The organism is Paenibacillus glycanilyticus, from assembly GCF_030161375.1.
Lineage (GTDB): Bacteria > Bacillota > Bacilli > Paenibacillales > Paenibacillaceae > Pristimantibacillus > Pristimantibacillus glycanilyticus_B.
The window spans coordinates 94,623-118,189 of the sequence record NZ_BSSQ01000013.1 but is presented as its reverse complement, the minus strand read 5'-3'; the positions used below and the strand labels follow the sequence as shown (position 1 = coordinate 118,189).

Annotated in this window: 30 protein-coding genes; 9 read left to right on the top strand and 21 right to left on the bottom strand. The window is 49.8% G+C overall.

Annotated elements, in window-relative coordinates; all coding sequences use genetic code 11:
• Positions 1-36: 36 nt before the first annotated feature.
• The 8 genes from QQK89_RS15200 to QQK89_RS15165 form a co-directional block, all read right to left on the bottom strand.
• Positions 37-459, bottom strand: a complete 423-nt coding sequence (locus QQK89_RS15200) for a YciI family protein (protein ID WP_284239420.1) — start codon at positions 457-459, stop codon at positions 37-39.
• Positions 459-1,727 (bottom strand): RNA polymerase sigma factor, encoded by a 1,269-nt coding sequence (locus tag QQK89_RS15195; protein ID WP_284239419.1) that lies wholly within the window; start codon positions 1,725-1,727, stop codon positions 459-461. Before QQK89_RS15195 ends, QQK89_RS15200 begins: the two co-directional genes overlap by 1 nt.
• On the bottom strand, positions 1,724-2,158 hold the full coding sequence (locus QQK89_RS15190) for a YciI family protein (protein WP_284239418.1): 435 nt from the start codon (positions 2,156-2,158) through the stop codon (positions 1,724-1,726). Before QQK89_RS15190 ends, QQK89_RS15195 begins: the two co-directional genes overlap by 4 nt.
• Before the next feature lie 28 nt (positions 2,159-2,186).
• Positions 2,187-2,993, bottom strand: a complete 807-nt coding sequence (locus QQK89_RS15185) for an alpha/beta fold hydrolase (RefSeq protein WP_284239417.1) — start codon at positions 2,991-2,993, stop codon at positions 2,187-2,189.
• Positions 2,994-3,273: 280 nt separating this feature from the next.
• On the bottom strand, positions 3,274-3,738 hold the full coding sequence (locus tag QQK89_RS15180) for a hypothetical protein (protein ID WP_284239416.1): 465 nt from the start codon (positions 3,736-3,738) through the stop codon (positions 3,274-3,276).
• A gap of 69 nt (positions 3,739-3,807) precedes the next feature.
• A complete protein-coding gene (gene ybaK, locus QQK89_RS15175; RefSeq protein WP_284239415.1) occupies positions 3,808-4,281 on the bottom strand; it encodes a Cys-tRNA(Pro) deacylase in 474 nt (157 codons plus the stop codon).
• 104 nt (positions 4,282-4,385) lie between these two features.
• A complete protein-coding gene (locus QQK89_RS15170) occupies positions 4,386-6,044 on the bottom strand; it encodes a fibronectin type III domain-containing protein (protein WP_284239414.1) in 1,659 nt (552 codons plus the stop codon).
• Between the two features lie 288 nt (positions 6,045-6,332).
• On the bottom strand, positions 6,333-8,114 hold the full coding sequence (locus QQK89_RS15165) for an ABC transporter substrate-binding protein (protein WP_284239413.1): 1,782 nt from the start codon (positions 8,112-8,114) through the stop codon (positions 6,333-6,335).
• 130 nt (positions 8,115-8,244) lie between these two features.
• Between QQK89_RS15165 and QQK89_RS15160 the strand changes: the two genes are divergently transcribed.
• Positions 8,245-8,433 (top strand): hypothetical protein, encoded by a 189-nt coding sequence (locus QQK89_RS15160; RefSeq protein WP_284239412.1) that lies wholly within the window; start codon positions 8,245-8,247, stop codon positions 8,431-8,433.
• Between the two features lie 49 nt (positions 8,434-8,482).
• Here the strand turns inward: QQK89_RS15160 and QQK89_RS15155 are convergent, their stop codons facing one another.
• Positions 8,483-9,184, bottom strand: coding sequence for a phosphatase PAP2 family protein (locus QQK89_RS15155; RefSeq protein ID WP_284239411.1), 702 nt, complete (start codon positions 9,182-9,184; stop codon positions 8,483-8,485).
• Between the two features lie 208 nt (positions 9,185-9,392).
• Between QQK89_RS15155 and QQK89_RS15150 the strand changes: the two genes are divergently transcribed.
• The 3 genes from QQK89_RS15150 (at position 9,393) to QQK89_RS15140 (ending at position 10,731) form a co-directional block, all read left to right on the top strand.
• Positions 9,393-9,758: an ArsR/SmtB family transcription factor gene (locus QQK89_RS15150; protein WP_284239410.1), complete on the top strand. Its 366-nt coding sequence runs from the start codon at positions 9,393-9,395 to the stop codon at positions 9,756-9,758.
• 12 nt (positions 9,759-9,770) lie between these two features.
• A complete protein-coding gene (locus QQK89_RS15145; protein WP_284239409.1) occupies positions 9,771-10,289 on the top strand; it encodes an SRPBCC family protein in 519 nt (172 codons plus the stop codon).
• 139 nt (positions 10,290-10,428) lie between these two features.
• On the top strand, positions 10,429-10,731 hold the full coding sequence (locus QQK89_RS15140) for a translation initiation factor 2 (RefSeq protein WP_284239408.1): 303 nt from the start codon (positions 10,429-10,431) through the stop codon (positions 10,729-10,731).
• Between the two features lie 97 nt (positions 10,732-10,828).
• Here the strand turns inward: QQK89_RS15140 and QQK89_RS15135 are convergent, their stop codons facing one another.
• A complete protein-coding gene (locus tag QQK89_RS15135) occupies positions 10,829-11,242 on the bottom strand; it encodes an organic hydroperoxide resistance protein (RefSeq protein WP_284239407.1) in 414 nt (137 codons plus the stop codon).
• Positions 11,243-11,424: 182 nt separating this feature from the next.
• Between QQK89_RS15135 and QQK89_RS15130 the strand changes: the two genes are divergently transcribed.
• The 3 genes from QQK89_RS15130 to QQK89_RS15120 all read left to right on the top strand — a co-directional run bounded on the left by QQK89_RS15130 (position 11,425) and on the right by QQK89_RS15120 (position 13,981).
• Positions 11,425-12,642 (top strand): low temperature requirement protein A, encoded by a 1,218-nt coding sequence (locus QQK89_RS15130; protein WP_284239406.1) that lies wholly within the window; start codon positions 11,425-11,427, stop codon positions 12,640-12,642.
• 102 nt (positions 12,643-12,744) lie between these two features.
• Complete coding sequence (locus QQK89_RS15125; protein ID WP_284239405.1) at positions 12,745-13,554, top strand: hypothetical protein; 810 nt, start codon at positions 12,745-12,747, stop codon at positions 13,552-13,554.
• Between the two features lie 133 nt (positions 13,555-13,687).
• On the top strand, positions 13,688-13,981 hold the full coding sequence (locus QQK89_RS15120) for a Dabb family protein (RefSeq protein WP_284239404.1): 294 nt from the start codon (positions 13,688-13,690) through the stop codon (positions 13,979-13,981).
• Between the two features lie 19 nt (positions 13,982-14,000).
• Here QQK89_RS15120 and QQK89_RS15115 read toward each other — a convergent pair whose 3' ends face one another.
• The 9 genes from QQK89_RS15115 to QQK89_RS15075 all read right to left on the bottom strand — a co-directional run bounded on the left by QQK89_RS15115 (position 14,001) and on the right by QQK89_RS15075 (position 21,317).
• Entirely contained in the window at positions 14,001-14,546 is a 546-nt protein-coding gene (locus tag QQK89_RS15115; RefSeq protein WP_284239403.1) for a GNAT family N-acetyltransferase, read from the bottom strand.
• A complete protein-coding gene (locus QQK89_RS15110) occupies positions 14,546-16,039 on the bottom strand; it encodes an amidase family protein (RefSeq protein ID WP_284239402.1) in 1,494 nt (497 codons plus the stop codon). Before QQK89_RS15110 ends, QQK89_RS15115 begins: the two co-directional genes overlap by 1 nt.
• Before the next feature lie 131 nt (positions 16,040-16,170).
• The gene (locus tag QQK89_RS15105) at positions 16,171-17,190 is read right to left on the bottom strand and encodes a hypothetical protein (protein ID WP_284239401.1); all 1,020 of its coding nucleotides are present in this window, start codon (positions 17,188-17,190) and stop codon (positions 16,171-16,173) included.
• Positions 17,151-17,663, bottom strand: coding sequence for an RNA polymerase sigma factor (locus QQK89_RS15100; protein WP_284239400.1), 513 nt, complete (start codon positions 17,661-17,663; stop codon positions 17,151-17,153). Before QQK89_RS15100 ends, QQK89_RS15105 begins: the two co-directional genes overlap by 40 nt.
• A gap of 224 nt (positions 17,664-17,887) precedes the next feature.
• Positions 17,888-18,109 carry a helix-turn-helix domain-containing protein gene (locus QQK89_RS15095; protein WP_284239399.1) on the bottom strand — a complete coding sequence of 74 codons (222 nt, stop codon included), beginning with the start codon at positions 18,107-18,109 and terminating at the stop codon, positions 17,888-17,890.
• A 10-nt stretch (positions 18,110-18,119) separates the two neighbouring features.
• Positions 18,120-18,596: a DUF2975 domain-containing protein gene (locus QQK89_RS15090; RefSeq protein ID WP_284239398.1), complete on the bottom strand. Its 477-nt coding sequence runs from the start codon at positions 18,594-18,596 to the stop codon at positions 18,120-18,122.
• 135 nt (positions 18,597-18,731) lie between these two features.
• Positions 18,732-18,935 carry a zinc ribbon domain-containing protein gene (locus tag QQK89_RS15085; protein ID WP_284239397.1) on the bottom strand — a complete coding sequence of 68 codons (204 nt, stop codon included), beginning with the start codon at positions 18,933-18,935 and terminating at the stop codon, positions 18,732-18,734.
• 111 nt (positions 18,936-19,046) lie between these two features.
• A complete protein-coding gene (locus QQK89_RS15080; RefSeq protein ID WP_284239396.1) occupies positions 19,047-20,471 on the bottom strand; it encodes an aldehyde dehydrogenase family protein in 1,425 nt (474 codons plus the stop codon).
• 42 nt (positions 20,472-20,513) lie between these two features.
• Positions 20,514-21,317 carry an AraC family transcriptional regulator gene (locus QQK89_RS15075; protein WP_284239395.1) on the bottom strand — a complete coding sequence of 268 codons (804 nt, stop codon included), beginning with the start codon at positions 21,315-21,317 and terminating at the stop codon, positions 20,514-20,516.
• 117 nt (positions 21,318-21,434) lie between these two features.
• Between QQK89_RS15075 and QQK89_RS15070 the strand changes: the two genes are divergently transcribed.
• Together QQK89_RS15070 and QQK89_RS15065 are read left to right on the top strand one after the other, a co-directional pair.
• The gene (locus QQK89_RS15070; RefSeq protein WP_284239394.1) at positions 21,435-21,884 is read left to right on the top strand and encodes an SRPBCC family protein; all 450 of its coding nucleotides are present in this window, start codon (positions 21,435-21,437) and stop codon (positions 21,882-21,884) included.
• Positions 21,885-21,973: 89 nt separating this feature from the next.
• Positions 21,974-22,102, top strand: a complete 129-nt coding sequence (locus tag QQK89_RS15065; RefSeq protein WP_284239393.1) for a hypothetical protein — start codon at positions 21,974-21,976, stop codon at positions 22,100-22,102.
• A gap of 25 nt (positions 22,103-22,127) precedes the next feature.
• Here the strand turns inward: QQK89_RS15065 and QQK89_RS15060 are convergent, their stop codons facing one another.
• Positions 22,128-22,610, bottom strand: a complete 483-nt coding sequence (locus QQK89_RS15060) for a hypothetical protein (protein WP_284239392.1) — start codon at positions 22,608-22,610, stop codon at positions 22,128-22,130.
• A gap of 15 nt (positions 22,611-22,625) precedes the next feature.
• A complete protein-coding gene (locus QQK89_RS15055) occupies positions 22,626-23,558 on the bottom strand; it encodes a hypothetical protein (RefSeq protein WP_284239391.1) in 933 nt (310 codons plus the stop codon).
• Positions 23,559-23,567: the final 9 nt, after the last annotated feature.

Sequence of the window (23,567 nt, the reverse complement as noted above, 5' to 3'; positions counted from 1 at the left end):
GACAGACAATCCACAGTGGATAAGCATGCCGCCTGTCTATATTAACAAATATTTTTTCAATTCCAGCTCCATGGCAGACTGGCTTGGATCTTGAAACCGCCGCGTCTTCTCTTCTAACCTGCGCAGTTCAAGGCCAAAGGAGCCGCGGTCCGCCGGAACCGGCAAACGCAAAGCCCAATTCAATGCTTCTTCCTCGGTGTCTACGTCAATTAAGGTAAAGCCTGCAAGAAGTCCCTGATCGATTGAAAAAGGGCCCGGGCACGCTTCCGGGGCTCCGCCATCCGGCGGATAAGTGACTCTTATTCCAGCCGAGCTAGGCCGCAGTTCTTCCGTGACTAGCAGCACGCCTGCCTGTTCCAACGCTTGCCGGTAAGCTTTCTTTGCCGCTTCATAATCCCCGCTTGCGGCAACCCCTGCCTCGCTGAACCCCGTTGCTCTCACCATGATCAAATAACGCATCAAGTCCGTTCTCCCTTCTCCCTGCATGCCGCAGCCCGCTTGCGCAACAAGGCCTGCTCCTTCTCGTTGCGGGTCAGCTCGGCCGCCTGTTCAAACGCCGCAGCAGCTTCCTCCAGGCGCCCCAGCTTCTCCAGAAAATCGCCTCTAACGCTTGGCAGCAGGTGGTATTCCTTCAAGGCGGGTTCGGAGGATAAGGCATCAACAAGCTGAAGCCCGTAAGCCGGTCCAAAAGCTCTGCTGATCGCGACCGCGCGGTTAAGCTCCACAATTGGAGAAGGCATTTGTCTAGAGAGCGCTTCGTATAACGCCGCTATCCGAATCCAGTTCGTATCTTCCGGGGTATACGCCGTTGCATGACAAGCCGAGATAGAAGCTTGCAGTCCGTACGGCCCAAGCGTTCTCCCGAGCCTTTGCGCGCGTTCCAAGGCGGCAAGCCCCCGGCGGATTAACAGATGGTCCCATTGCGCCCGGTTCTGATCCATAAGAAGAACGGGTTCGCCTTGTGCATTATTGCGAGTTCGGAGCCGCGAAGATTGAAGCTCCATCAAGGCGACGAGGCCGTGAACCTCCGGTTCTTCCGGCGATATCTCAGCCAAGACGCGTCCTAGCCGCAACGCCTCCCGGCATAGAACAGGCCGGGTCCAATCTTGGCCGGAAGTTGCTGAATAACCTTCGTTAAACATCAGGTAGATGACTTCAAGCACCGTACCTAACCGCTCCTCCAACTCTTTCCCTACCGGCACTTCGAACGGAACCTTTTCCTTGTTCAGCGTGCGTTTGGCCCGCACGATCCGCTGGGCGACCGTCGGCTCGGCAATGAGAAATGAACGGGCAATCTCGTCAGTTGTCAGGCCGCATAACAAACGCAGCGTCAGCGCCACTCTGGCATCCTGCGACAATACCGGGTGGCAGGTCATAAAGATGAGGCGAAGGAGATCGTCCCCAATCTCCCCATCCAAATTGCGTTCGACATCATCTTCGGTATACGTATTTATTTCCCGGGCTATTTCGACGTATTTCTGATCTTGCAGCTTGTTGCGCCGCAGCAGATCGATAGCTTTTCGCTTGGCGGTGGTCATCAGCCAGGCGCCCGGTTTATCCGGTATGCCCGATTCCGGCCAGCGGTCGAGCGCGATGACGAGAGCATCCTGAGCCAGATCTTCGGCGAGTCCGACATCTCTTACCATACGAGTTAAGCCGGCAATAAGTTTAGCAGACTCCATCCGCCATATCGTATCGATGGTACGATGCGTCTCCGAGATCCTCACGCTTTTTTAAGCTCCTCTACCTGCTTTCGGATTTCTTCATCTTTGGCTCTGGCGTTCGGGTCTTCCGTGAGATTCTCAAAATCAAACACTTGGCGAAGCTCGATCTCGCCTTGGCCAAATCCATGCGGATCCGGCATCCGAAGCGCCCATTCTATGGCTTCTTCCCTCGACTTCACTTCGATTAGCGTATAACCGGCAATCAATTCCTTCGCTTCCGTAAAAGGTCCGTCAACTACCTTTGGTTTGCTGCCAGGCTCCGGATACGAAATCCGGACGGCGTTTGCGCTGGCATGCAACCCGTCGGCTGCTAGCAAAACACCGGCTTTTACAAGCTCCTCATTGTACTTCTGCATCGCGTCGATCAATTGTTGGCTTGGCAGAACCCCTGCTTCCGAATCCGTCGTTGCTTTTACAATCATCATAAATCGCATAGTTAATCCCCCTAATTTATAAGTTGTTTCAAACGGCAAAGAAAGAAGTCAGTTCTTCGGCGATTTTGGCGGTATGCAGTTTTTTCGTATGGCCAAGCCCTTTTTTGCTGATCAGCTTTGCGGTTGGCAGCACTTGCGCCGTCTGTTGCGCGGCATGACGGAGCGACGCCGGGCTTTCCGTGCCTTCCAGCACGACAGTCGGAATGGCTAGGTGACTCCACCTGTCTTGCGGCAACGATTGTCCCTTCATGTAACTCTTGAGCAAAGCCGCGTCATAAGGAAGCGTATGGGCAACCGCCATCAGTCTCGACCATACGCCCGGCATCATTCGCATCATCGAAATGACGAAAGACGGAGCCCCCATGCCCTTGGTCATAAAATATTTAATCGCTTCCGCGCGGCGGTCAGCGGCAATCAGCATGCCGACTTGCTCGGTGAAATCGCTAGGCGGCAGACGATCTCCCGGATCCACGACAAACGGCGGCTCATGAAGCGCCAACCTTGTGATCGGGGAACCACTCGCCGCCGCTTCGAGAGCAAGCACCGCACCGGAGGATAATCCCCAGACATAAGCGGAACCACCTGCCTTATCAATAATGGCGTTCAAATCCTCAATCTCGCGTTCAATGGCATAAGATGCGGCATCCCCGCTGTCGCCGCGGCCGCGGCGGTCATAGTTGTAGACGGTATAGCTGCCCGACAATAGGTTTGCAAGCTCCACCTGTCCCGGGAACTTCCGGTAACTGAAAGCTCCCGCTACCAATACGAGCGCCGGGCCATGCCCTGTCTGATCATAAGCAATTCGGGTACCGTCCTTTGAGATCACTGTGTTCATGTTTTTCTCTCCTAATCGTTGTTTTTTTGGCTTCTTACTCTAACAACGAATGCCGGGCGAGGAAATCGACAGGATGGATTAAAAATTCAAAAAGTTTTTTTTGCAGGGAAATAGGAGGACGAGCGGCATGATAATGCCATGAATGTCGAAGAGTTGAAAGATATTAGAAACGGACCGGCTGGATCTCTAAGTGCTCCATGGGAATGAAGCTGCATATGCGTTCTATAAGTCTATTGGCTTCAAGGAAAGAAGCGTCTATATGCGGTTGGAGCCGTAGCCATTACAAAAAGCTGCTGCCGCAGTTGACCTTGTTCCACTCGGCTAATGCCGGAAGGGCGGAATGCTGGGCTTTCGTCGCCCCTGCACAGATCTGACCCGGCTTGTATTCTGCTCTGAGCGCAATGACAGCATCTACCGTGACCGGCAGGCCGTCCGTTTGGAAGGTGAGCTTCGCCCGACCGCTGCACACGCATCCATCATCGAAGTCGGCCTTAACCTGGCTGTACTTCACTAATCGAAACGGCTGTAGTTGTTGCAGGCGATCACCGTCAAGCGGCTCGCCGAACAACCGAACAGCTTTATTGTAATCCTGTTGCTGAACGGCTTGAAGGTAATGTCGAATCTCCCGCTCCGCTTTATGTTTATTCAACTCCACATTGATATAATAGCCGGCGAATAGAACCGCCCATGCCAGTCCAATGCCCATGACAATAAACATACCAACTTTCCCGATAATCCTTACCATACATTACCCTCCTCTAACCGACTAATCTATAGTCCTAGACTTGCCGGAATAGAGCCCGTTCAACCCGTATTAATGGACGATATCAACTAGATTGCCTTCCGTTGCGGCAGCCAGATCGGGCCCGCTCACAAAAATCTGCAGCCCGCGCTTGCCGGCACTAATGCTGACAAGCTCCATGCCCATCACCGTCTCGTGCAAATAAAATGGATAATTCTTCTTCATTCCAAGCGGAGATACGCCGCCCCGGATATACCCCGTGAGTCCTTGTATTTCCTTCACTGCGACCATCTCGACTTTTTTGTTGCCGCTCGCTTGTGCCAGGCTCTTCAGATTTAGCTCCTTATCCCCTGGAATGCAAGCCGCGATAACTCCCGTCTTATCTCCCCTAAGAACTAGAGTCTTATAGAGCTGATTAGACGGCAATCCTACCTTGCCCGCAACGGTATCGAAATCGAGATGCTCCTCCTCCCACTCGTATTCGTGCAAGCTGTATTTGATCTGCAAGGAATCCAGCTTCCGGCAAGCGTTTGTTTTGCTAGACATAATAAAAACCTCAATTCTTTGGCAAAAGTCATAGATTGACTATACCAAGGAATTGAGGTGGAAACCATTTTTTGAGAGAAAAATGCTTAAGGTCCTATTCTATACTACTTCACCGGCACGGCAGCCGTTCCGCCAAGTCCGGTTGGCGAAGTGCTCGATTTCGACAGGTAGATTTTATCTACCTTCGCGCCGTCTTCTCTTACTTTGATGTACAGCGTGTGCGTGCCACTGGCGATCGACATGGAGCTGGATTTCTTCCAAGCCCATGTATTGTTCGAAGTCGTCGTCACTTGCGAGCCGGAGGCACTGTCAACCGCTACCGTGAAGCTGTCCGAGCTGCTGTCAACGCCGTTGCTCAACAGATGAACATAGAAGGAACCGCCATTTGTAACATTGATTGTATAAGCGATATAGTTCGTGTTGCTGTCTCCGGAGCCGTTAGCCGTCTCCATGTCGTAACCGTTCGAGCATGCGGAGCAAGCTGCGCTTGAGAAAGTACCGTTTTTCGCGGAATAGTTCTCGGCTTCAATATAAGCGCCCGTGCTGCCGTCCACGTTATAAGTTCCGCCAGTCGAACCGCCTGTGCCTGCAGCTAATGTTGTCGCGTTGACCGTGCTGCTTGCCGCCGATTCATTGCCCGCTGCATCCTTCGCTTTTACCGTGTACGAGTAACTTGTGGAAGCTGTCAGACCCGTATCGCTGTAGGAAGTGCCTGCAGCCGATCCTGCCAACACGCCACCCCGATAGACGTTATAGCCCGTAACGCCAACATTATCCGTGGAAGCCGTCCAGTTCAGATTGATCTGGCTAGCGGAAGCCGCCGTTGCCGCCACATTGGTTGGAGCTGTTGGAGCCGTTGTGTCCGGTACTGCCGGAGCCGGCGCATAACGTTCAATGATTTGGCTTGTGCGGAGCAGGTCCTGCGGGATCAGCCAGCCTTTACTATTAAGCTCGTTAATAAGCGCTGTGCGTGTCGAGTTTGCTTCGCTGTAGCTATCGGTCTTGAAAGATGCTTCAACCCAATATTCATTGCCTGTCTTTGCTGCATTAATGACAGTCCACACTTCAATGTCCAGATCCAGATCGTCAAACGTACCTTCATACCGCTTGAAATCAACCGGACCGTACACCACGGCGTTGTTCAGCTGCGTTGTTCCCCAGCCCGTGCTTGTCCAGTTCGCAAATTTGCTTGGCTCGCTAGATACCGATACCGTACGGGAAGTTGCTTCGTCAGGCATCTTGAGTCCGCTGCCGCTGGAGCCGGAGATCGTAACGTCCTTCTCGTAATCGATGCTCAGCGTTTGCTTGGAGTAACCCCAATCGACTTGGAAGTCGAACCCGGAGGACGAATCCAATCCCTCGCTTGCGGCTTGCGTCAACGCGGCATTAATATCGCCATTGGCAACGTCATAACGCTTCTTGTATTGAATCTCGTGGTTGCTTTGATCATCCCGTTTGCGGATCCGTTCGCTCCAGCCTTTGCCCTGCATGCTTTGCGTCGCCGTATCCATGTATTGCACTTTGTATGATTTGTAGGAGCTGCCCGTGTCGAATTCGCTGCGTACCGCGCTGACCAGGTTATGGCTTGAATCCAGGACAAGCGCCGGATCCAGGTTTAACTTAACTTCATAGTTAGGCGTGCCTACAGCTGCAAATACCGGTTGCGAGTTCAGGAATGGCGTGGCAAGCAAAGCTGCCGCTACCGTTCCTACCAGAGCGGATTTCACCATGCGCTGCATCGGTGAAGGTTGTTTCGTGAACATTAATTCACTCTCCTCTAATGAATTGTCATGCCAGGTGAAGCATTCACCGCTTGTGGGAATTCATGCTTCGAAAGCATAAGCCTAATAGGTAAAATGTGGTACAAGCTCTATGGTAATGGCGAATGATTACGCGAATGTTTGCGGAAGTTATCGTTATTATGTGAAAGGGATCATGTTATCTTCGGTTATATAGATAGAATCGATGAATTTCATTCCTATTTAAGCCAATCGAGCAACAAAAAAAGCCTGCTTCGATAAGCAGGCGACCTTCATTTATGAGGCTAACGATTAGGCACGAAAAATATCTTTGAAATCAATCCAGCCGAGCGAATTGATACGAACGCCTTTTAATGAGGGATGATAATCGGTATAAAACTTCATGTACAAGACAAAATGCACCTGCAGCTCTCCGGTGAGCCGCTCCTCGATCTCCCTATAAATCCGCTTCCTGTCTGCCGGGTCCGGACAAGCCATCGCTTGATCGAAGCTGGCCATCGCCCAGCCCGATAATTCCTGCGTCATCAGCTCCTTCAAGAAGCTTCCTTCCTGCTCGCAGCCTTCTATCAGACTAACTTCTTCTTCCGGAAAAACAAGCGCATGGAACAACATATCCACTTCGCCTAATACACTGTGAATCGTATCCGGCCCTTCAATCCGCACGTGTACGGGGATTCCCGCGCGTCTTAACCGCTCCGCGATCCATTGCACGTCATCGCTATGGCTGGTCGTTGCGCACACGGTAAGCGGCGAACCGTCATAGCCTTCTTCCTGCAGCAGCTGCAACGCTTCTTCGGGTACACAATAGGATATAGACGCTGCCGACGATTTTACATCATGGAAAAAACCTTCTGCCGGAAAGTCCCTATAACCGGACAATTCCCGAATCATGGCGTTGCGGTCAATAAGCCGATTCACCATGCTGCGGAACCTCTCGGATTGTTGAGGACCTTCCTTGTGCATATTCCAACTGAGCAGGCTGGTGCATCGGCTTTTCGACTCGATTTGAACCCATCCGTTCTCTGCCTTGATATCCCTTAACGCCGAATCGCAAATGAGCTGCTGCCAGCTGATCATTCTGTTGTTGTAATGCTCAATCTGAGGCACTTGAACGATCTCCACCTGGTCCAAATGTGCCCGCCCCTGATAATGCAGCGGATTAGCCGATAGCAGCAATCTTCCTCCCGTCCATTCGTCAACCTGGAACGGTCCGGTTCCGGCTGGACGCTTCCAGAACCGCTCTTCGTTGTGCCCGCGTAGACCGGCAGGCAGAATGGACATCACATTTGAAGCCGCAAACTTCAAGAACAACCAATTGGGCTGGCTTAGCTGGAACCGCACAACCCGCTCGGATACAGCTTCCACCTTAAGCAGAGAACGCATAATCCAGCTGTTGCGTTTGCCGCCGTACTTCAGACGCTCCACGGTAAATACGACGTCTTCCGATGACAACTCATGTCCGCCATGGAACAAAACCCCTTTGCGCAGATGGAAGCTCCATTCGGTCGCATCCTTGTTATGCTCCCAATAATGCGCGAGTCCAGGCATGATCTGACCAGTTTGTTCATCATACAAGACGAGACGGTCGAATACTTGCTGGATCATATGCGAGCACAAACAATACACGTAATCCGCCGGATCCAGCGTTAGAATCGGCCGGAATAGAGGCAGCCTGAGCACATCTTCTTCCCGCCCGGCTTGCTTGCGGAAACCAAAGCTTCCGCTCATCCATTCCATAAATTTATCGCTTGCTGCCGTTCCTTCCCCGTACGTTTGTAAAAGTTGAAAAGCAGCGTTGTAGTCGCTCTCCTCCGCATATTGCCGGGATAAATTCAGTAGCAGCTGTTCCCGGTCTTCCCGAAAGGTGATATGCGAACGGTTGCCCCTGCCTCTTCCTGCTTGCCACTCTATCAACCCTTCTTCTTCCAGCTTGCGAAGAACAAGCTTGGCATTACGTTCCGTGCAATATAACGCCTCAGCTACTTGTTCCAATGACGCCTCAGCTGCAACGCCTGCCGCAAGCTCGCGACCAAACCGTTCATATAGCGCCAAATAACGTTCCAGGGCCAGCATCTGTCTCCTCACCTCACCATAAAAGGGGAAATCTATTGCATTTATTCTACACTTTTTACCTTTTTGTTTCATCTTCATAATGAAAGTAACAACGAGGTGCAACTACCTCAGATTTAAAGGAGATGTTCATATGCCGTACAATTTCAACGATTTCCATACGACGGAGCAGCTGCACCAGATGCGCCAGGCCGAGCTTGAGCGGGCCATCCGCTCCGGTCGATTCGTGAAATATGATCATGAGCTTAAAAAGGCGCGCCGCAAAAGCATGCTCACCCCGCTGCTGCAAATGATGAAGCCGCTCATCTGGAGGAAAAAATGATTACCTTCACGGACAGCGAAGCGGCTTATAGAAATGGATAAGGACCGTCCTAGATGTGGGACGGTCCTCCTTTTTCCTCCCTTTGAACCCGGAACTTCCGAGAAAGCCACCGTTCTTTCAGGAATCGTTCATATAACCCAATACTCATCGTCAGCCACGCCGCGCTTACCAAATACCCGCCAAGCACATCGCTTGGATAATGAACGCCAAGATAAATCCGGCTGATGCCAATCATCGCAATGATCACGATTCCGATCGCAATCACCGTTACGCGCATCCATCCAATCTTCAAATGCTTCCATAGAAAATAGATCGTAATGCCATATAACGTAAAGGCCGACATGGAATGTCCGCTTGGAAAGCTGAAGCCGGTAGCCTCTACGATCCGGTTAATATCCGGCCTTGCCCGTTGAAAGATGACTTTCAAGAGCAGATTCAATAACGCAGAGCCCCCAATTACGCCGAGATAAAAAATAAGTTCTCTCCGGTAACCGATTAGACCCAGTCCCCCCGCAAAAAGAACAATCGTAATAATAACCCAAAATCCAGCCCCCAGGTCCGTGAACCCTTTCATTAATATGGTCATCGCATCGGATTGGCTGCTTCTTACCATATTCGTAATTCGATGATCGAATGCGGCGATCCGCTGCCCGCTGACAAGCTGGCCAATCCAGCCAAACACGATAACGATGAGTACGGTAAACACAAATGATCGTAGCAATACCTTGTTCTGCTCCTTGACCGATCTCATCCCGGGTTCCCTCCATCCATCCTCTACCTTAGTATACCCTCAACCGGCCTTCCTTTTCCTGTTATCTCCCAGCTTGTTTATTTCGCCGGAATAAGGGTATTTAAGAGAAGCGTTGATTTTCCCACAAACATTCCTTTACAGGAATATTCCCTTTGGTGTATATTAGATTCAACAACAGGAGAGACTGACGCATAAAGAGGTGAACGGCATGTCAGGACTTATTCCGGGCGTTGATATGACAACGTTAAGCGCGTTAGCTGAACCGAATCGAAAGCATATTGTAGAGCTGCTGCGCGACGGCCCCCTGACAGTCGGAGAAATAGCCGACAAGCTGGGAATCAGACAGCCCCAAGCATCCAAACATCTGAAGGTACTTAGCGACAGCGGGATTGTGGAAGTAAAAGCCGAAGCCAACCGTCGGTTTTACAAGCTTCGCCCTGAACCTTTCCACTCCCTGGACTCGTGGGTCAACTCCTTCCGCCGCATTATGGAAGAGCGTTACGACAATTTGGATAACTACTTGCGGGAGCTGCAAAGCAAAGAACAATTGCCTGATCATAATTCACAATCTTAAGGAGGAATTGTAATGACTAACAACACTATGGTATCAAGAGTTGAGAATGAAAACGTGCTGGTGCTCGAGCGTGTATTCGCGGCACCTCGCGAACTCGTGTTCAAGATGTTTAAGGAGCCTGAGCATTTGAAAAACTGGTGGGGCCCTAAAGGCTGGGAATTACCCGTATGCAAGATCGACTTCCGTCCGGGCGGCGTGTGGCATTATTGCATGAAGTGCATGGATGAGAGCCAAGGCGAATTTTACGGCATGGAATCATGGGGCAAAGGCGTATACAAGGAGATTGACGAGCCAAGCAGCTTCAGCTACACGGACTACTTCTCCGACGCGGAAGGCAATATTAATGAAGAATTGCCCGCGACCGACATTGTCCTGGAATTTGTAGATATGGGCGACGGCACAACAAAGCTGGTTAACCGCGCGGTCTACTCTTCGGGCGACGCGCTCAAGACAGTTATGGATATGGGCATGCTCGAAGGCATTACGCAAACTTGGGATCGTCTGGAAGAAGCTTTGAACGCAGCGAAATAAAAGAAGGAGCGGCCATTCGACAGTTTTGTCGGATGGCCGCTTTTCTATGGCCGTTAAAGACGCCCATACCTCCCCCGCTTCTCCTGCATAGGCTGTTATCAGGGAAAAGACGAAACACGAGGCGAGGCGAATATCTTACATGAGCAACAATAGCAACAATAACAACAAAAACAATAATAAAAGCGGCAGTAATAAAAGCGGCAGCAATAGCGAGACCATGGAGCTAATCGCCGCCCGCCTTGGCTATATTGGCGCCATTATTGCAACCTTAGGCGACGGCATTGCCGCAATCGGTGCCGGCATCGCCCTCCGGTCATTGGAGGAGGAGACATTCTCCGAATCGCGGATCGAAGTTGACCAACTGAGACAAACCGAATCTATCCAGCAGCAGGTTGATTTTTATATACAGGAACTAATGCAAATCAGAAAAATGATTAAATGATTATAGCGGAATGCAAGGTGACCCACAAAAAATAAAACAGGGGTTATCCGAGGCGCCGCTTTCATGGCGGCACGGGACAACCCCTACTCGTTATTCTCTAAACGACGTTTAATTGAACGTCGATATTTCCGCGGGTTGCTCTCGAATACGGGCATACCTCGTGCGCGGCTTTGGCAAGCTCCTGCGCCTCGGCTTGATCCACGCCCGTCAGCGCAATATCGAGCTTAACGGCCAGCTTGAAATGATTCGATTTGTCCTTGCCAAGCGTAACATGCGCCGTCACTGACGTGCTGTCGGGCTTGATGCCTTTTGTTCGGCATACAACGTTCAGAGCACTCTCGAAACATGCCGCGTAACCGCCGGCGAATAGCTGCTCCGGATTGGTTGCTCCTCCCGGCCCGCCCAGTTCCTTCGGATGAAGCACGTTCAGAGACAACATGCCGTCGTTGGATTCCAGTCTGCCGTCCCGGCCGCCAACGGCCTTAACGCTAGTTGTATACAGTTCCTTCATTGCTACATCTCCTCCTGTCCTGTCCATGCGATAGTGTTGACTACCTTTAAGAAAATTACCCATTTTTTATATATTCAAAAACTATCGCTCTCAGAAAATCCTCCTTGAGGGATGTTCCCCCGTAATTGCCCATGTTACAATCAACAAAACCATTGGTAAATAGAGGACAAGGGAGAGAAGGAATGAAGAGATTAACTTCTGACGCCATGCTGTTCCGAAGCAGGGGAAGCATCGATTCCGGCAAGGTATCTTTTATTGAGCTGTTTTTTGATTTGATCTTTGTATTTGCGGTTACCCAGTTATCCCATTCTTTTCTGAAAAACTTTACGTTAGAAGGGGCCCTTCAGCTCGGCGTGCTGACTATGGCGATCTGGTGGGTATGGATATTTACCGCATGGGTGATGAATTGGCTTAACCCGGAGACGTCTCGCGTCAGGTTTATGCTCATAGCCTTGATGCTCATAGGACTGATTATGTCTTCCTCGCTGCCGGAGGCTTTCGAGGAATCGGGCATTTATTTCGCATGCGCCTATACGTTATTCCAAGTGGGAAGAACCGCGTATACCGTCTGGGTGCTGCAAAAAGGCTCCACCGAGCTTCGCATTAATTTCATTCGTATTCTAAGCTGGCTTAGCTTATCCGGCATCTTCTGGATCGCCGGCGGCATCGCCCATGAAGACAACCGTCTCCTCTTATGGTGCATCGCGTTATTTATTGAATATCTCTCTCCGTCGATGGGCTTCTGGACGCCAAAGCTCGGCAGAACGCCTACGACCGTCTGGGATGTGGAAGGTTCCCATATGGCGGAGCGGTGTGGGCTGTTTATCATTATTGCGCTTGGCGAGTCTATTCTTGTGACGGGAGCAACATTCGCCGAGCTGGAATGGGATCTGCTTACGTTAAGCTCATTTGCTGCAGCGTTCGTTAGCTCCGTGGTGATGTGGTGGATCTACTTCAATATGACCGCCAAGACCGGTCATCATTTCATCGCGCATTCCGAAGATCCCGGAAGAGTGGCGCGTTCCGCCTATACCTATACTCACCTGCTGCTCGTGGCTGGCATTATTTTATCCGCGGTAGCGGACGAATTGGTGCTCGCTCATCCAACCGGCCATATGGAGCTTAAGACCGCGCTGGTTATTCTGGCAGGACCCGCTCTCTATCTGCTTGGGAATATGTTATTTATGCGGATTGCGGCGGGTGTTATCTCTGCGCCTTATTTGGTTGGAATCATTGCGCTTGTTGTTCTATTCCCTACCTATAGCTTCATCTCTCCGCTCTTATTATCCGTTCTCTCGGCCGTCATCCTAATCGGGGTCGCTGTATGGGGTTCGGCCCATACCGATCGAATATGCCAAGCGAAGACGCTGCCGGGTCAACATAAGACGGAATCGCATTAATTTTTTTTTAAATTCATTTCAGTTCCATTTAAGGTACCTTGGCCATAATGGGTTTTGTCACCAAGACGCACATACAATTAAACCCATTTAGGAGGAATTGCTATGAACAAGTACTTAAAAACGATTGGGATTACAGCGACGCTAGCGGTAATGGTACCGTTGAGCGCCTTTGCGGCAACCGATACAACTTCAAAAACAGATAGCTCAACGACCAAGCAGGTTCAATCCGGCAGCAGCGCACAACCGAAGGATGGCAAACACGGCCGCGGAGGCGGCGGGTTCGGCGGATCCGTCATCTCCGATTCCGTTCTGACGTTGCTTAACCTCGACCGCGAAGCTCTTAATGAGAAGCTTGCGGCCGGCAGCACGCTTGCCGAAGTAGCTGCTGAGCAAGGGGTATCAAGCGAGGATCTGAAAGCCGCGCTGACAACTGCATTTGAAGAACGTCAGGCTACGGAGGAAAAGCAATTTACGGCCAATCTGGACAACCTGATCAATTCGGATCAGATTGCTGAGGGGCGTGAAGGACGCAAAGGACGCGGTGGTTTTGGAGCTCACCTGGATACCGTTGCTACAGCGCTGAATGTAACGGAAGACGAGCTTCAGACTGAGCTGAAAGCCGGCAAAACCATTGCGGCCATTGCCGAAGAAAAAGGCATTAGCGAGGATACCGTAATAAGCGCGCTCAAAACCGCGATTAATGCGCAAATCGATCAGGCGGTTACGGACGGCAAGTTAACCGCGGAAGAGGCAACAGCCCAGAAAGCAAAAACATCCGAGCAAGCTCAAAACATCGTAAACGGCGACTTCCCTCTCAAAGGCGAGGGCGGCCATCGCGGCGGCGGAATGAGACCGGATAAGCAAGCGACTACGGAGTCAGACAGCGCAGCTTCTGCTGACACTAACGCTTAATGACGTTAAGGGGACTGTCCCGATAGGGACGGCCCCCTTTTTTGGCAGAAGACACTATAACGCTAGTAAAGCTTTCCTGATTCATGCTATAGTGCATATGGTTATGAACTTCAAGGAAAGCGAGGAACTCTACATGATCGATCGTACTATTCTAGTGAAATTCGGCGAGCAGACGACTACGGAGCAACTTCAAGAAATCGTGGATCGTTTCAAGGCACTGAAGCAACACTTGAACGGCGTTGTTGAAGTCAACGCGGGCATTAACTTCTCGGACAATAACAAGGGCTACCAGCTCGTGCTTCGCGTCCGCTTCGAAGACCAAGCTGCTCTTGAAGCATATGGTCCAAACCCAGAGCACCAAGCGGTTGCGGCGCTTATCCGCGAATATGGCCGGGAAGACAGTATTGCGGCTAATATCGAGGTGTAATTAAAAACAGCGATCTCGTTTATACGCGATCGCTGTTTTTTTCTTTTAGCAAAGAATAGACGTAAGTATCGTAAGCGATACCGTTCTGAACCATATAACCACTAAGAATGCCTTCCCGCGTGAATCCCATCTTCGTTAACAGTTGAATGGAAGCATCATTCTGCAGAAATACAATCGCGCCAATACGAGTCAGATCCATAACATGAAATCCGTAGGCAATCACTTCAGATAAGGCTTCAGCAATATAGCCTTTCCTCCAGTGATCGGGATGCAACTCATAGCCTATTTCCGCGCGTTTATGTTTAGGCGACCAGGCATTAAACCCGATTGTACCGATAATCCCCTCTTGATCTGCCCGCTCGATCCCCCAGCGTATCCCCTTTTGTCCAATATAGCTATTCGAAAAAAAGGCAAGGAGTTCGTCTGCCTGCTCTTTGCTTCGCATCGTCTCCATTCCGTAATAACGGGTAACAAGATCATTGGAAAAGCAGGCATAAACCTCTTCAGCATCGTTAATCGTTAACTCTCTTAACCGAAGTCTAGCTGTTTCAAGGATAGGGAACATTATAGCTCTCCTTCGGATAGCTGCGGAGCTATGCGATAATGGCTCGCTTGTTCATAGGCGTAAGCCAGCCGGAAGAGCACAGGTTCGCTATAAGCCGTCCCGACAAATGTAATCCCCTGAGGCCCTTTTGTTATATAGCCGCCTTCGGCTATAATTCCTGTCTCCGCATAACCGCCGGGGACTGTAATCGCCGGATATCCCGCGCGGGCAGATAAATCGAGCCCCTCTTCATTGCCGAGGAACAGCAGCGCATCCAGCTGATATTCCTTAATCGCGTAGTCTATGCCCTGATCCCGCGACCACTCATGGTTGCGATGCAGGTTATCCGCATATTCCGGCTCCGACAATGTACCGGCTGTTTGGTTCGACCAAATCAAAGTGCTTTGCCCGTATTTCAGCGCAACCTCGCGGTTAGCTTCGTTATAAGCGATAAGTTCATCTAAAGTCCGGACGGAAGCGCCGGGACCGGCCACGGCTAAATAATCGTTTAGCCCTTTTTTGAATTCATACTGCATAATCCCCCAATCCCACGCCACCTTCTCGCAAGGCAGCGAGACCGGATCAACGATAATAGCGCCTTGTTCCTTGCATAGGGCAATCGCTCTCTCAATAATGGCGGCACGGGCTTCGTCCAGCCCTTCATAATAGTGCCTCGGGATGCCAATTCTAGCGCCCCGAAGACCTTTTTCATCCAGAGAAGCCGTGTAATCCGTATAGGCTATCCGTTTGTTATCTTGCATAGCCGCGTCTGCCGGATCCATCATCGTCATAGCGCCAAGCAAGATGGCAGCGTCCCTAACCGTACGCGTCATAGGTCCCGCGGAATCTTGGCTGTGAGTGATCGGAATGATTCCCTTACGACTGACAAGTCCAATCGTCGGCTTAATGCCAACGATCCCATTTTGCGAAGACGGGCTGATGATAGAGCCTGAAGTTTCCGTTCCGATAGCTGCGGCACACAGGTTTGCGGTTACTGCCGAACCCGATCCTGAACTCGATCCGCCAACAAACAACTCTCCGGGTCCATATGGATTAAGCGTCAAGCCGCCTCTGGAGCTGTACCCTGCCCACATCGTGCCCGACATGAAATTCGCCCATTCCGTCATATTCGCTTTGCCTAGAAATACGGCCCCCGCGTTTCGCAATTGAGCGGCCACAGCAGAATCTTGCAGAGCATAATGCTCAGCAAGAGCAACCGATCCGGCACTCGTATGCATTCTGTCTCCCGTATCTATATTATCCTTGAGCAACAAGGGGATTCCGTGTAGAGGACCGCGAGATCCGCGTTCCACCCGCTCCGCATCAAGCGCCCGTGCATCCCGGGCGGCATCCGGGTTCACTTCCAACACCGCCCGCAGCTTTGGATTAAACCGTTCGATTCGCTCCAAATACCATTGAACGCATGCTTCGGAAGTTAATTCGCCGGATTCCATGGCCTCTTGCAATGAACGGATGTCCGCTTCTATTAATAAGTCATTTATTGTTTTTCCCATGAGGAATCGCCCCTTATATAAGACCGATTTGATTGTCATCCTTGTCTAGTGTACCATCAAATCCCAGATACTGGAGATAACAAATGATTATAATTAATAAAAGCCGAACTTCTTAAGTCCGGCGGCGTAGTCTATCTATTCTCCTGTTCTATGATACTTCTAGCGATTTGGATTATATTCTCTTTAGTCAGCTTGCTGCCTTGGCTATCCATAATCGAATAATAAATATTTGAACTTTCATCGTACCAGCTCAAGAGATGAGGATTGGCCGCTTCCCGATCGTCATCTTTCATAAACAATGCCTCCTGATCACCAATCCATATCGACTCTGACTTTACGTTGGGAGATTGGGAAAAAGAAGCTTTACCTCCATGCTCCGGATGATCCGGACCATTCTGTGCCATAACGTTAATATAAGAAGTTCCGTTACTGAAATTCAAATTTACGCCTAATGTATTTGTCCACTCTACCGGCATCATTACAAGCTTATCGCCCGATCCTTTAGCTGCTGCAGCTCTAGACAGCAACTCCGTCTGCAGCTTATCGTAAGCGGAATGGTCCTTGTCACCGCGCATAGGCGGTCTTGGAGAGATTTGCCCGAGCTTGAACAGATAACCTTTCGGCAAATCATCAGGTATCTCCAACTGCGGTGCCGATACCTGCTTCAGCTTGTGCAAATATTCAGCATAAGAAATATAGGAAGTGTTTGATTCGAATTTAATCGGATTTAACTTATCATAAGCATTTAGCTTGTCATCATGGATATAATAAGCAATCATTTGCCCAGGTTGCAGTTGTGCCAACACCCGCTGACGGTAAGCTTCAAACTGCTTGGACACTTCTGCAGGAAAGGAATAGACTGGACCAGGTTGTACGGTCTCGATAACCGTTCGTCCTTTGGAATCCCGTATTTGAATAAACTCATTAGCGGCATAAGCCGTTAATGCTCCAAGCAACATGACCGCGCTTAACGCCACTGCCACTGTGGAACGCTGAAACGAAATTCTACGCTTGACCTTGGAGTTTCTAACATTTAGCAGATAGATTCGTTTCATTACGGATTGCGTTAGATCTATATCCCTGTAATCTGCATCGGCTTTTGCGTATCGCATTATATCTTGGTCCTTAGCCATGTTTGTTGAACGCGCCATCCTTGCTCCTCCTCCTTCTTGAGCATGTCCCGCACTTTCTGCTTGGTTCTTGTAATCCGTTTCTTCACGGATTCCGGGTTTCTACCGATAATGTCAGCAATTTCAGTCACAGTCTTCTCTTCGAACACGCTTAGAATCAACAAATTATGCTCCGTTAGCGTAAGCCGTTGCCACACCGCATCAAGCGGCGGGCCGAATAAATACCGATCTACGATTTGTTCCGGGCTCTCTGCTGCTTCGTCCTGATCTTGGCGGAAGAGTAGGCGTTTTTGTTGTAGCAATCGGCTTCTACGAAGAAGATTTAAACAATGCCTATAGGCAATTTTGTACAACCATGCCGTGAATCCAACCGTTGGTTTATAGCGGTGGATGGATTCATAGGCCCTTACAAAAATATCCTGGGCTGCATCTTCTGCATCCTGCTCATCCCTCAGCATCCGGCAACAATATATGAAAATTCGGCGTTGGTACAATTCTACAATTGGCGCGTAATCCTCTATATGCCCTTGCTGTACCGAGTAAATATGCTTTTCTATTGCTTCCGTATCCGTTTCTGCCCCCTCCTCTCTTTCATCTTTGTTCTATATAACACTTGACCTATTCTGTTAGGGGACATGTTTGCAACTATTTTCCATAAGTTTCTCATCCACGCAAAAAAACCGCCAGTCCCAAACTGGCAGTTTCCTATCATAGCCCATTATTCTTTCGGATCCTCATCCGCTCTGTATTCCAAAATATCACCGGGCTGACAATCCAGCGCCTTGCAGATGGCCTCCAAAGTAGTTAAACGAATAGCTTTGGCTTTTCCGTTCTTTAGAATGGAGAGATTCGCCATCGTGATTCCAACCCGCTCCGAAAGCTCCGTTACGCTCATTTTCCGCTTGGCCAGCATGACATCCACATTTATTATTATCGCCATGATATTCACCTCAGATCGTTAGATCGTTTTCAGATTTTATAGCAATGGCGTTGTTCAACAGCTTCTGCAGAACAGCCGCAAAGACGGCAATCACCATAGATGCAAAAATAACAACCAGTCCGATCAAGATGAGACCTGGGGCGTCGTCATAATCCGCTATGAAATAAAGGAATGGCTCGGCTCCCGCATACAAAACGCAGATGGCAATAGCGCAATACGTAATATTTTTGAGCGCTGCAACAGACAACTCCGAGAATGCTTTGTTCCGATCAATATAGGTAAGCAGCTTAAATGCCTGATACAACGCTATAAAAAACGGAATCGCCGACAAATACATCAAACCGATAACGGGATATACCCAATTATCCGGATAAGCGTCCATTGCATCCTTCATGATCAGGGGCAGTCCGATTATGCACAATGCCAGCACCGGAATGGCCATCAGAAACAACGTCACCTTCAAAAAAAGTGTTGTTCCGCGTTCCACCAAATACACCTCACTTCCGTATTATCGATACGAATGTACCATATTATTTATCGTTATACAATATATTTTACTCGTTTTGGATCAAATCAAAAGCAGCTATCCGCAAAGGATAGCTGCCTTATAAATCGTTATTTCTTACCCAAAGAACAAATCCAGAATATTCGAGCCTGCCGAGGATTGTTTGTTATAAAATTCGGAATATCCGCAGTTGTTGCAATACACGACGATGAATTGATTATGCTGAATATCAAACATCTTGGATAACCCGGTTCCGGTCATGGCCACTTCCTTCGAACTCGCGTCATGGCTGCCGCATTTAATACAACCTTTTTCACTCATAAGATATTCACTCCTTAAATAATATACCTCTTATACGTTTCCAATAGTTAGGATGTTTCACAAAATAAAAACCCGGCTGCTTAAGCCGGGTTTCCTCTATTTGAAGTGCTCTTAAGTGCGGTTAAAGACAATCAGCTTCAGTTCGGTCATATCCTCGATTGCATACTTAATGCCTTCGCGCCCAAGGCCGCTTTGCTTAATGCCGCCATAGGGCATCTGGTCAACGCGGAAAGTCGGAATATCGTTAATCATTACTCCGCCTACCTGCAGCTGCTCGGACACGTCCATCGCCGTCTTCAAATCATTCGTGTAAATGCCAGCCTGCAGGCCAAATTCGGAATCGTTAACCCTTTCTACCGCTTCTTCCATCGTATTCACTTTGTTCACGATCACAATAGGCGCAAACACTTCCTTGCAGGATACCTGGGCATGGGAAGGTACGTCCAATAGTACGGTAGGCAAAATAATGCCGCCTTCCGCCGTACCGCCGCAAGCAACAGTAGCCCCGAGATTACGCGCTTCTTCGATCCATCCCAGCGCCCGCGAAACATCCCGCTCCGAGATCAGCGCGGATACATCGGTTGCCGGATTTAGCGGATCGCCGATTTGTAATTTCTTCACTTCTGCCGTAAACCGCTCCACGAATACCTCGAACACGTCAGCCAACACATAGATGCGCTGGAGCGAGATACATACCTGCCCTTGATAGGAAAAAGCGCCGTTTGCCGCGCGTGCCGCAACCGCTTCGAGGTCTGCGTCCTTATCAACAATAACCGCCGAGTTTGATCCAAGCTCCAGCGTTACCCGTTTGATTCCGCTCATTGCGCGAATGCTTGCGCCAACGGCCGCGCTCCCGGTGAAGGTGACCATGTTCACCCTTGGGTCTTGAACGATCGCTTCGCCAAGCAGCTTGCCGTCGCCTGTTATAACGTTAAGCGCGCCATCCGGCAATCCGGCCTGCTGAAGCAGCTCTGCTATAAAATAAGCGGTAAGCGGCGTTTGCGGCGCTGGCTTCAGCACGATTGTATTGCCCGACGCGATCGCCGGCCCTAACTTATGGGCGACCAGATTAAGCGGGAAGTTAAACGGCGTAATCGCTCCTACGACACCTATTGGTTCTCTGACCGTATAGCCAAATCGACCTTCTCCACCCGGTGCCGCATCAAGCGGGATCGTCTCGCCGTGAATCCGCTTTGCTTCTTCGGCCGCGAATTGATACGTCTGAATCGTCCGGTCTACCTCGCCATAAGCCGCTTTCAGCGGTTTGGCCGCTTCAAGTGCGATAAGATTGGCCGCTTCTTCCCTGCGCTCTCCAAGCAACTGAACGAGCTTCTCCAGAATGGCAGCGCGTTTGTATGCTGGCATCCGGCGCATGACCGGCTTGGCCGCAACCGCTTGTTCAATCGCCTTATTCGCCTCTTCGAGTCCGGCATCCGCGACTTCTGCAATCGCATGCTTGGAATAAGGCGCATATAGCGTTGTATAAGCAGCAGTCTCCACTTCCCGCCCGCCAATAAACAGATGTTGTTTCTTCATAGTCATCTTCCTCCCTTTCCCTGTACATACCCATCATTTCCGCTACAGCAAACCTGACAAATAATGTTCTGGGGACTTGCCTATTACCGTCTTGAAATCTTTGCTGAAATGCGCTTGATCATGATAGCCCAATTCAGCCGATAAACGAGCGAGATCTTGCGCTTGTCCGATGTCCATCGCTTCCGCGGCATTTTGCAGCCGGAACAACCGAATGACCGACTTCGGGTTAACGCCCACATATTTGGCGAATAGACGCTGCAGCTTTCGAATGTTCATAGCAAACGCCTCGGCAACCTGATCCACCTTCGTCACTTCCCGGTCCCCCGCTACAAAATCAATCATTTGATTCACAAGCGTAATCTGCATGTCATAGGGCGGAAGATTAGCCGCCAATACCTGCTCCACGACTTGAATTCTATGCCGGTCATCCGGCTGGGCAAGCACAAGCTTCTCAAGTTCCACACCCGTTATTCCAAATACGCTCTCAATCTCAATCGGCTTCCCCGTTAATTCCGACAGCTCTTTATTCACAAAGGGATACAACCCGCCCGGCTGAAATTTGACGCCAAAGACGATTCCGCTCCCCTCGAGCAGATAGGAGAATCTTTCTTTTCCCGGGCCATAACAGAAGGTTTTCCCTTGCTCGACTACAAGATTTGCGCAAGGATTAGGCACCACATGCTGCCAATACGAATCGCCCGGACCTAAATCCCATTCAACGACCCAGAAATGTTTGATAAAAGGCGACAATACCTCCGCAGGAGCATACCGTTCCAATCGGAACTGTTCCTCCGCTCCGTGTAAACCAAGAACTCCCATACTCGGCCGGGGTTGTGAATGGCTCATCCTGTCCCTCCTGTTCTTGTCGCGTTTTTACAATACTTAGCAAAATGCTCGTTTTATAATGAGTTTATCACAGATAGACGTGAAAACCCGAACCATAAATGAGGAGGACAAGCAAACATGGAATTGAGATACGAATTTTATATCAATGCCGCACCGGAGCAAGTATGGCACACGATCGTCAGCCCGGAAGGGACTCGGAGCACGTTTTTCGGCACTGTGCTGCATTCTACTTTGGAGCCTGGTGCAGCCTTCGAATATGTGGGTCCAGGAGCCGACGGAGACAATACGGTTCATGTATACGGAACGATTCTGGAAGCCGTCCCCGGCAAAACGCTCAGCTATCTGGAACATCCCGGGCCATCCTACAGGGAGAATCATGCGGAGCTCGAAACTCGCGTAACCTTCACCATGGAGACAGTTGGCCAATGCACTAAGCTGACTTTGGTCAATGATCAATGGACACCGGATCATCCTTCCTTCGCAAACTCGAAAGATCACTGGTGGATGATGCTCAGCAACATTAAGACGTATACGGAAACGGGAAAAACGCTCGACTTCGGCTGGTAACAGCAAAAAAATGGTTGCCCGTTAGCGGGCAGCCATTTTTTCGCGTCATGATATATGGTATCCTTATACAAAAATTAGGAGGTGCGAATATGAAGCAAATCAGCCTTACGAAATGGATTGGATTCACATTGTTAGCGGCGGCGATCCTCTGGATGGGTTCGTTTTTCGTCCTGATGGTTGGGCTGAATTATGTCGTGAATTTAATCGGATGCTTCTAATTAGAGAAGCGGCTAGTCTAATCTTTTAGATCCATCTTATAAAATCCCTTTTAACCAGCTTCACCTTGTTTGTCTCCGCCCATTTGGTTAAATCCGCGATCCCCTTATCTTCATCCTCCGGAAATTTAAAACACATTTTTAACGGAACAATCTTTTTGCCATGCGGTTTAATCCCTATTACGGGTCTGAAGTAGCCCATAATCATCATCACTTTGATATCCTTCGCATCTACGGACAGCCCGTTTAATTGGATGCGCTCATCGTGCAAATAAAGCTCGGTTGGTTTCTTGCGAGCTCTAAATATCGCTATGAATATAACCGAAACGTAGACAAGGAGCATCAAACTGCTAAATGAGAGAAAGAAATTATTAACGGGATGAATGGGATTATTAAACTGATTAATGATCTGAAAAATCGAGTTTAAGCTTAAGATAATCATACAACCGATAATACTTCTACCAGAGGGATTTTTGATAGCATGTACAATCAATTTGGTTTCTCCCTTCATCTAATTTGTTAGCTCTTAAGGAGACCAATATCTCCCGCCGGTCAAGTCCGTATCTTGAAGAGCGCCGTCCTTTTCTTGCAGGACATACAGATTCTCGCCTTCGGCGCCTGCCCATGCGATTCCTAGCAGCAAGCCTTCATCCGAATGCGCAAGGAACGATACTTCGAACAGCCCCGGATCGTCTCCGCCATCCACTCTCCAAGTACCGGATTCGTTATAGGTCGCCGGAAAATCCTTAAACAGCACTTGATCGCCGCTAATATACGCGATGCTTGCCAGCATATCGTCGCCATCGCGCTCAAATACAAACAAAGCGATCTTGGCCTCAGGCGATTCCGCCAACAGGCTGCTTTTTGTCACCTTTCGATTCTTTAACGCTTCGACCTGGGTTATTGTATTTGCATCCGCAGACAAATATTGACCATCAGCCTGGCGGCTGCCCGTTAGTCCAACCAATGACTCTTTGCTAACGACGCCTTCACGCGCCAATAGATAGGATTTGTTAGAAAGGAGTTTCCCGGACTTCACCTTATACAAGTAACCGGCCATATGAGTGAAATTACCCGCCGTCTGCCTGTTTGTATCTTGTTCATCGGCTTCCTGATGGCGAACAAACTCGATCTCCACCTGTTCACTGTCATTTCCTATTGCCGAGTTAAACTGCTCAGGATTGTCCAATGCCTCTCCGTTTTCATTAGGTATGGTAATCAGCTGATCGCCCGCCTCATTCGCGAAACCAAACACGTTGTCCAGTTGGCTAAACGTTACCTGATTCACTCCCTGATCCGTTGCGGATGGCTGTTCCTCCGGCGTTTCCGTTACAACCGGCGTTGCTTCCGCTTGCTCACTAACAACCGGTGTTGGCGATGGCTCATTTGCAGCCTTGTCCCCGCATCCGGCCAGTATGAGTAAGCCTGCTAGTCCTCCAATCCACATACCGCTCTTCATCTTGGACCT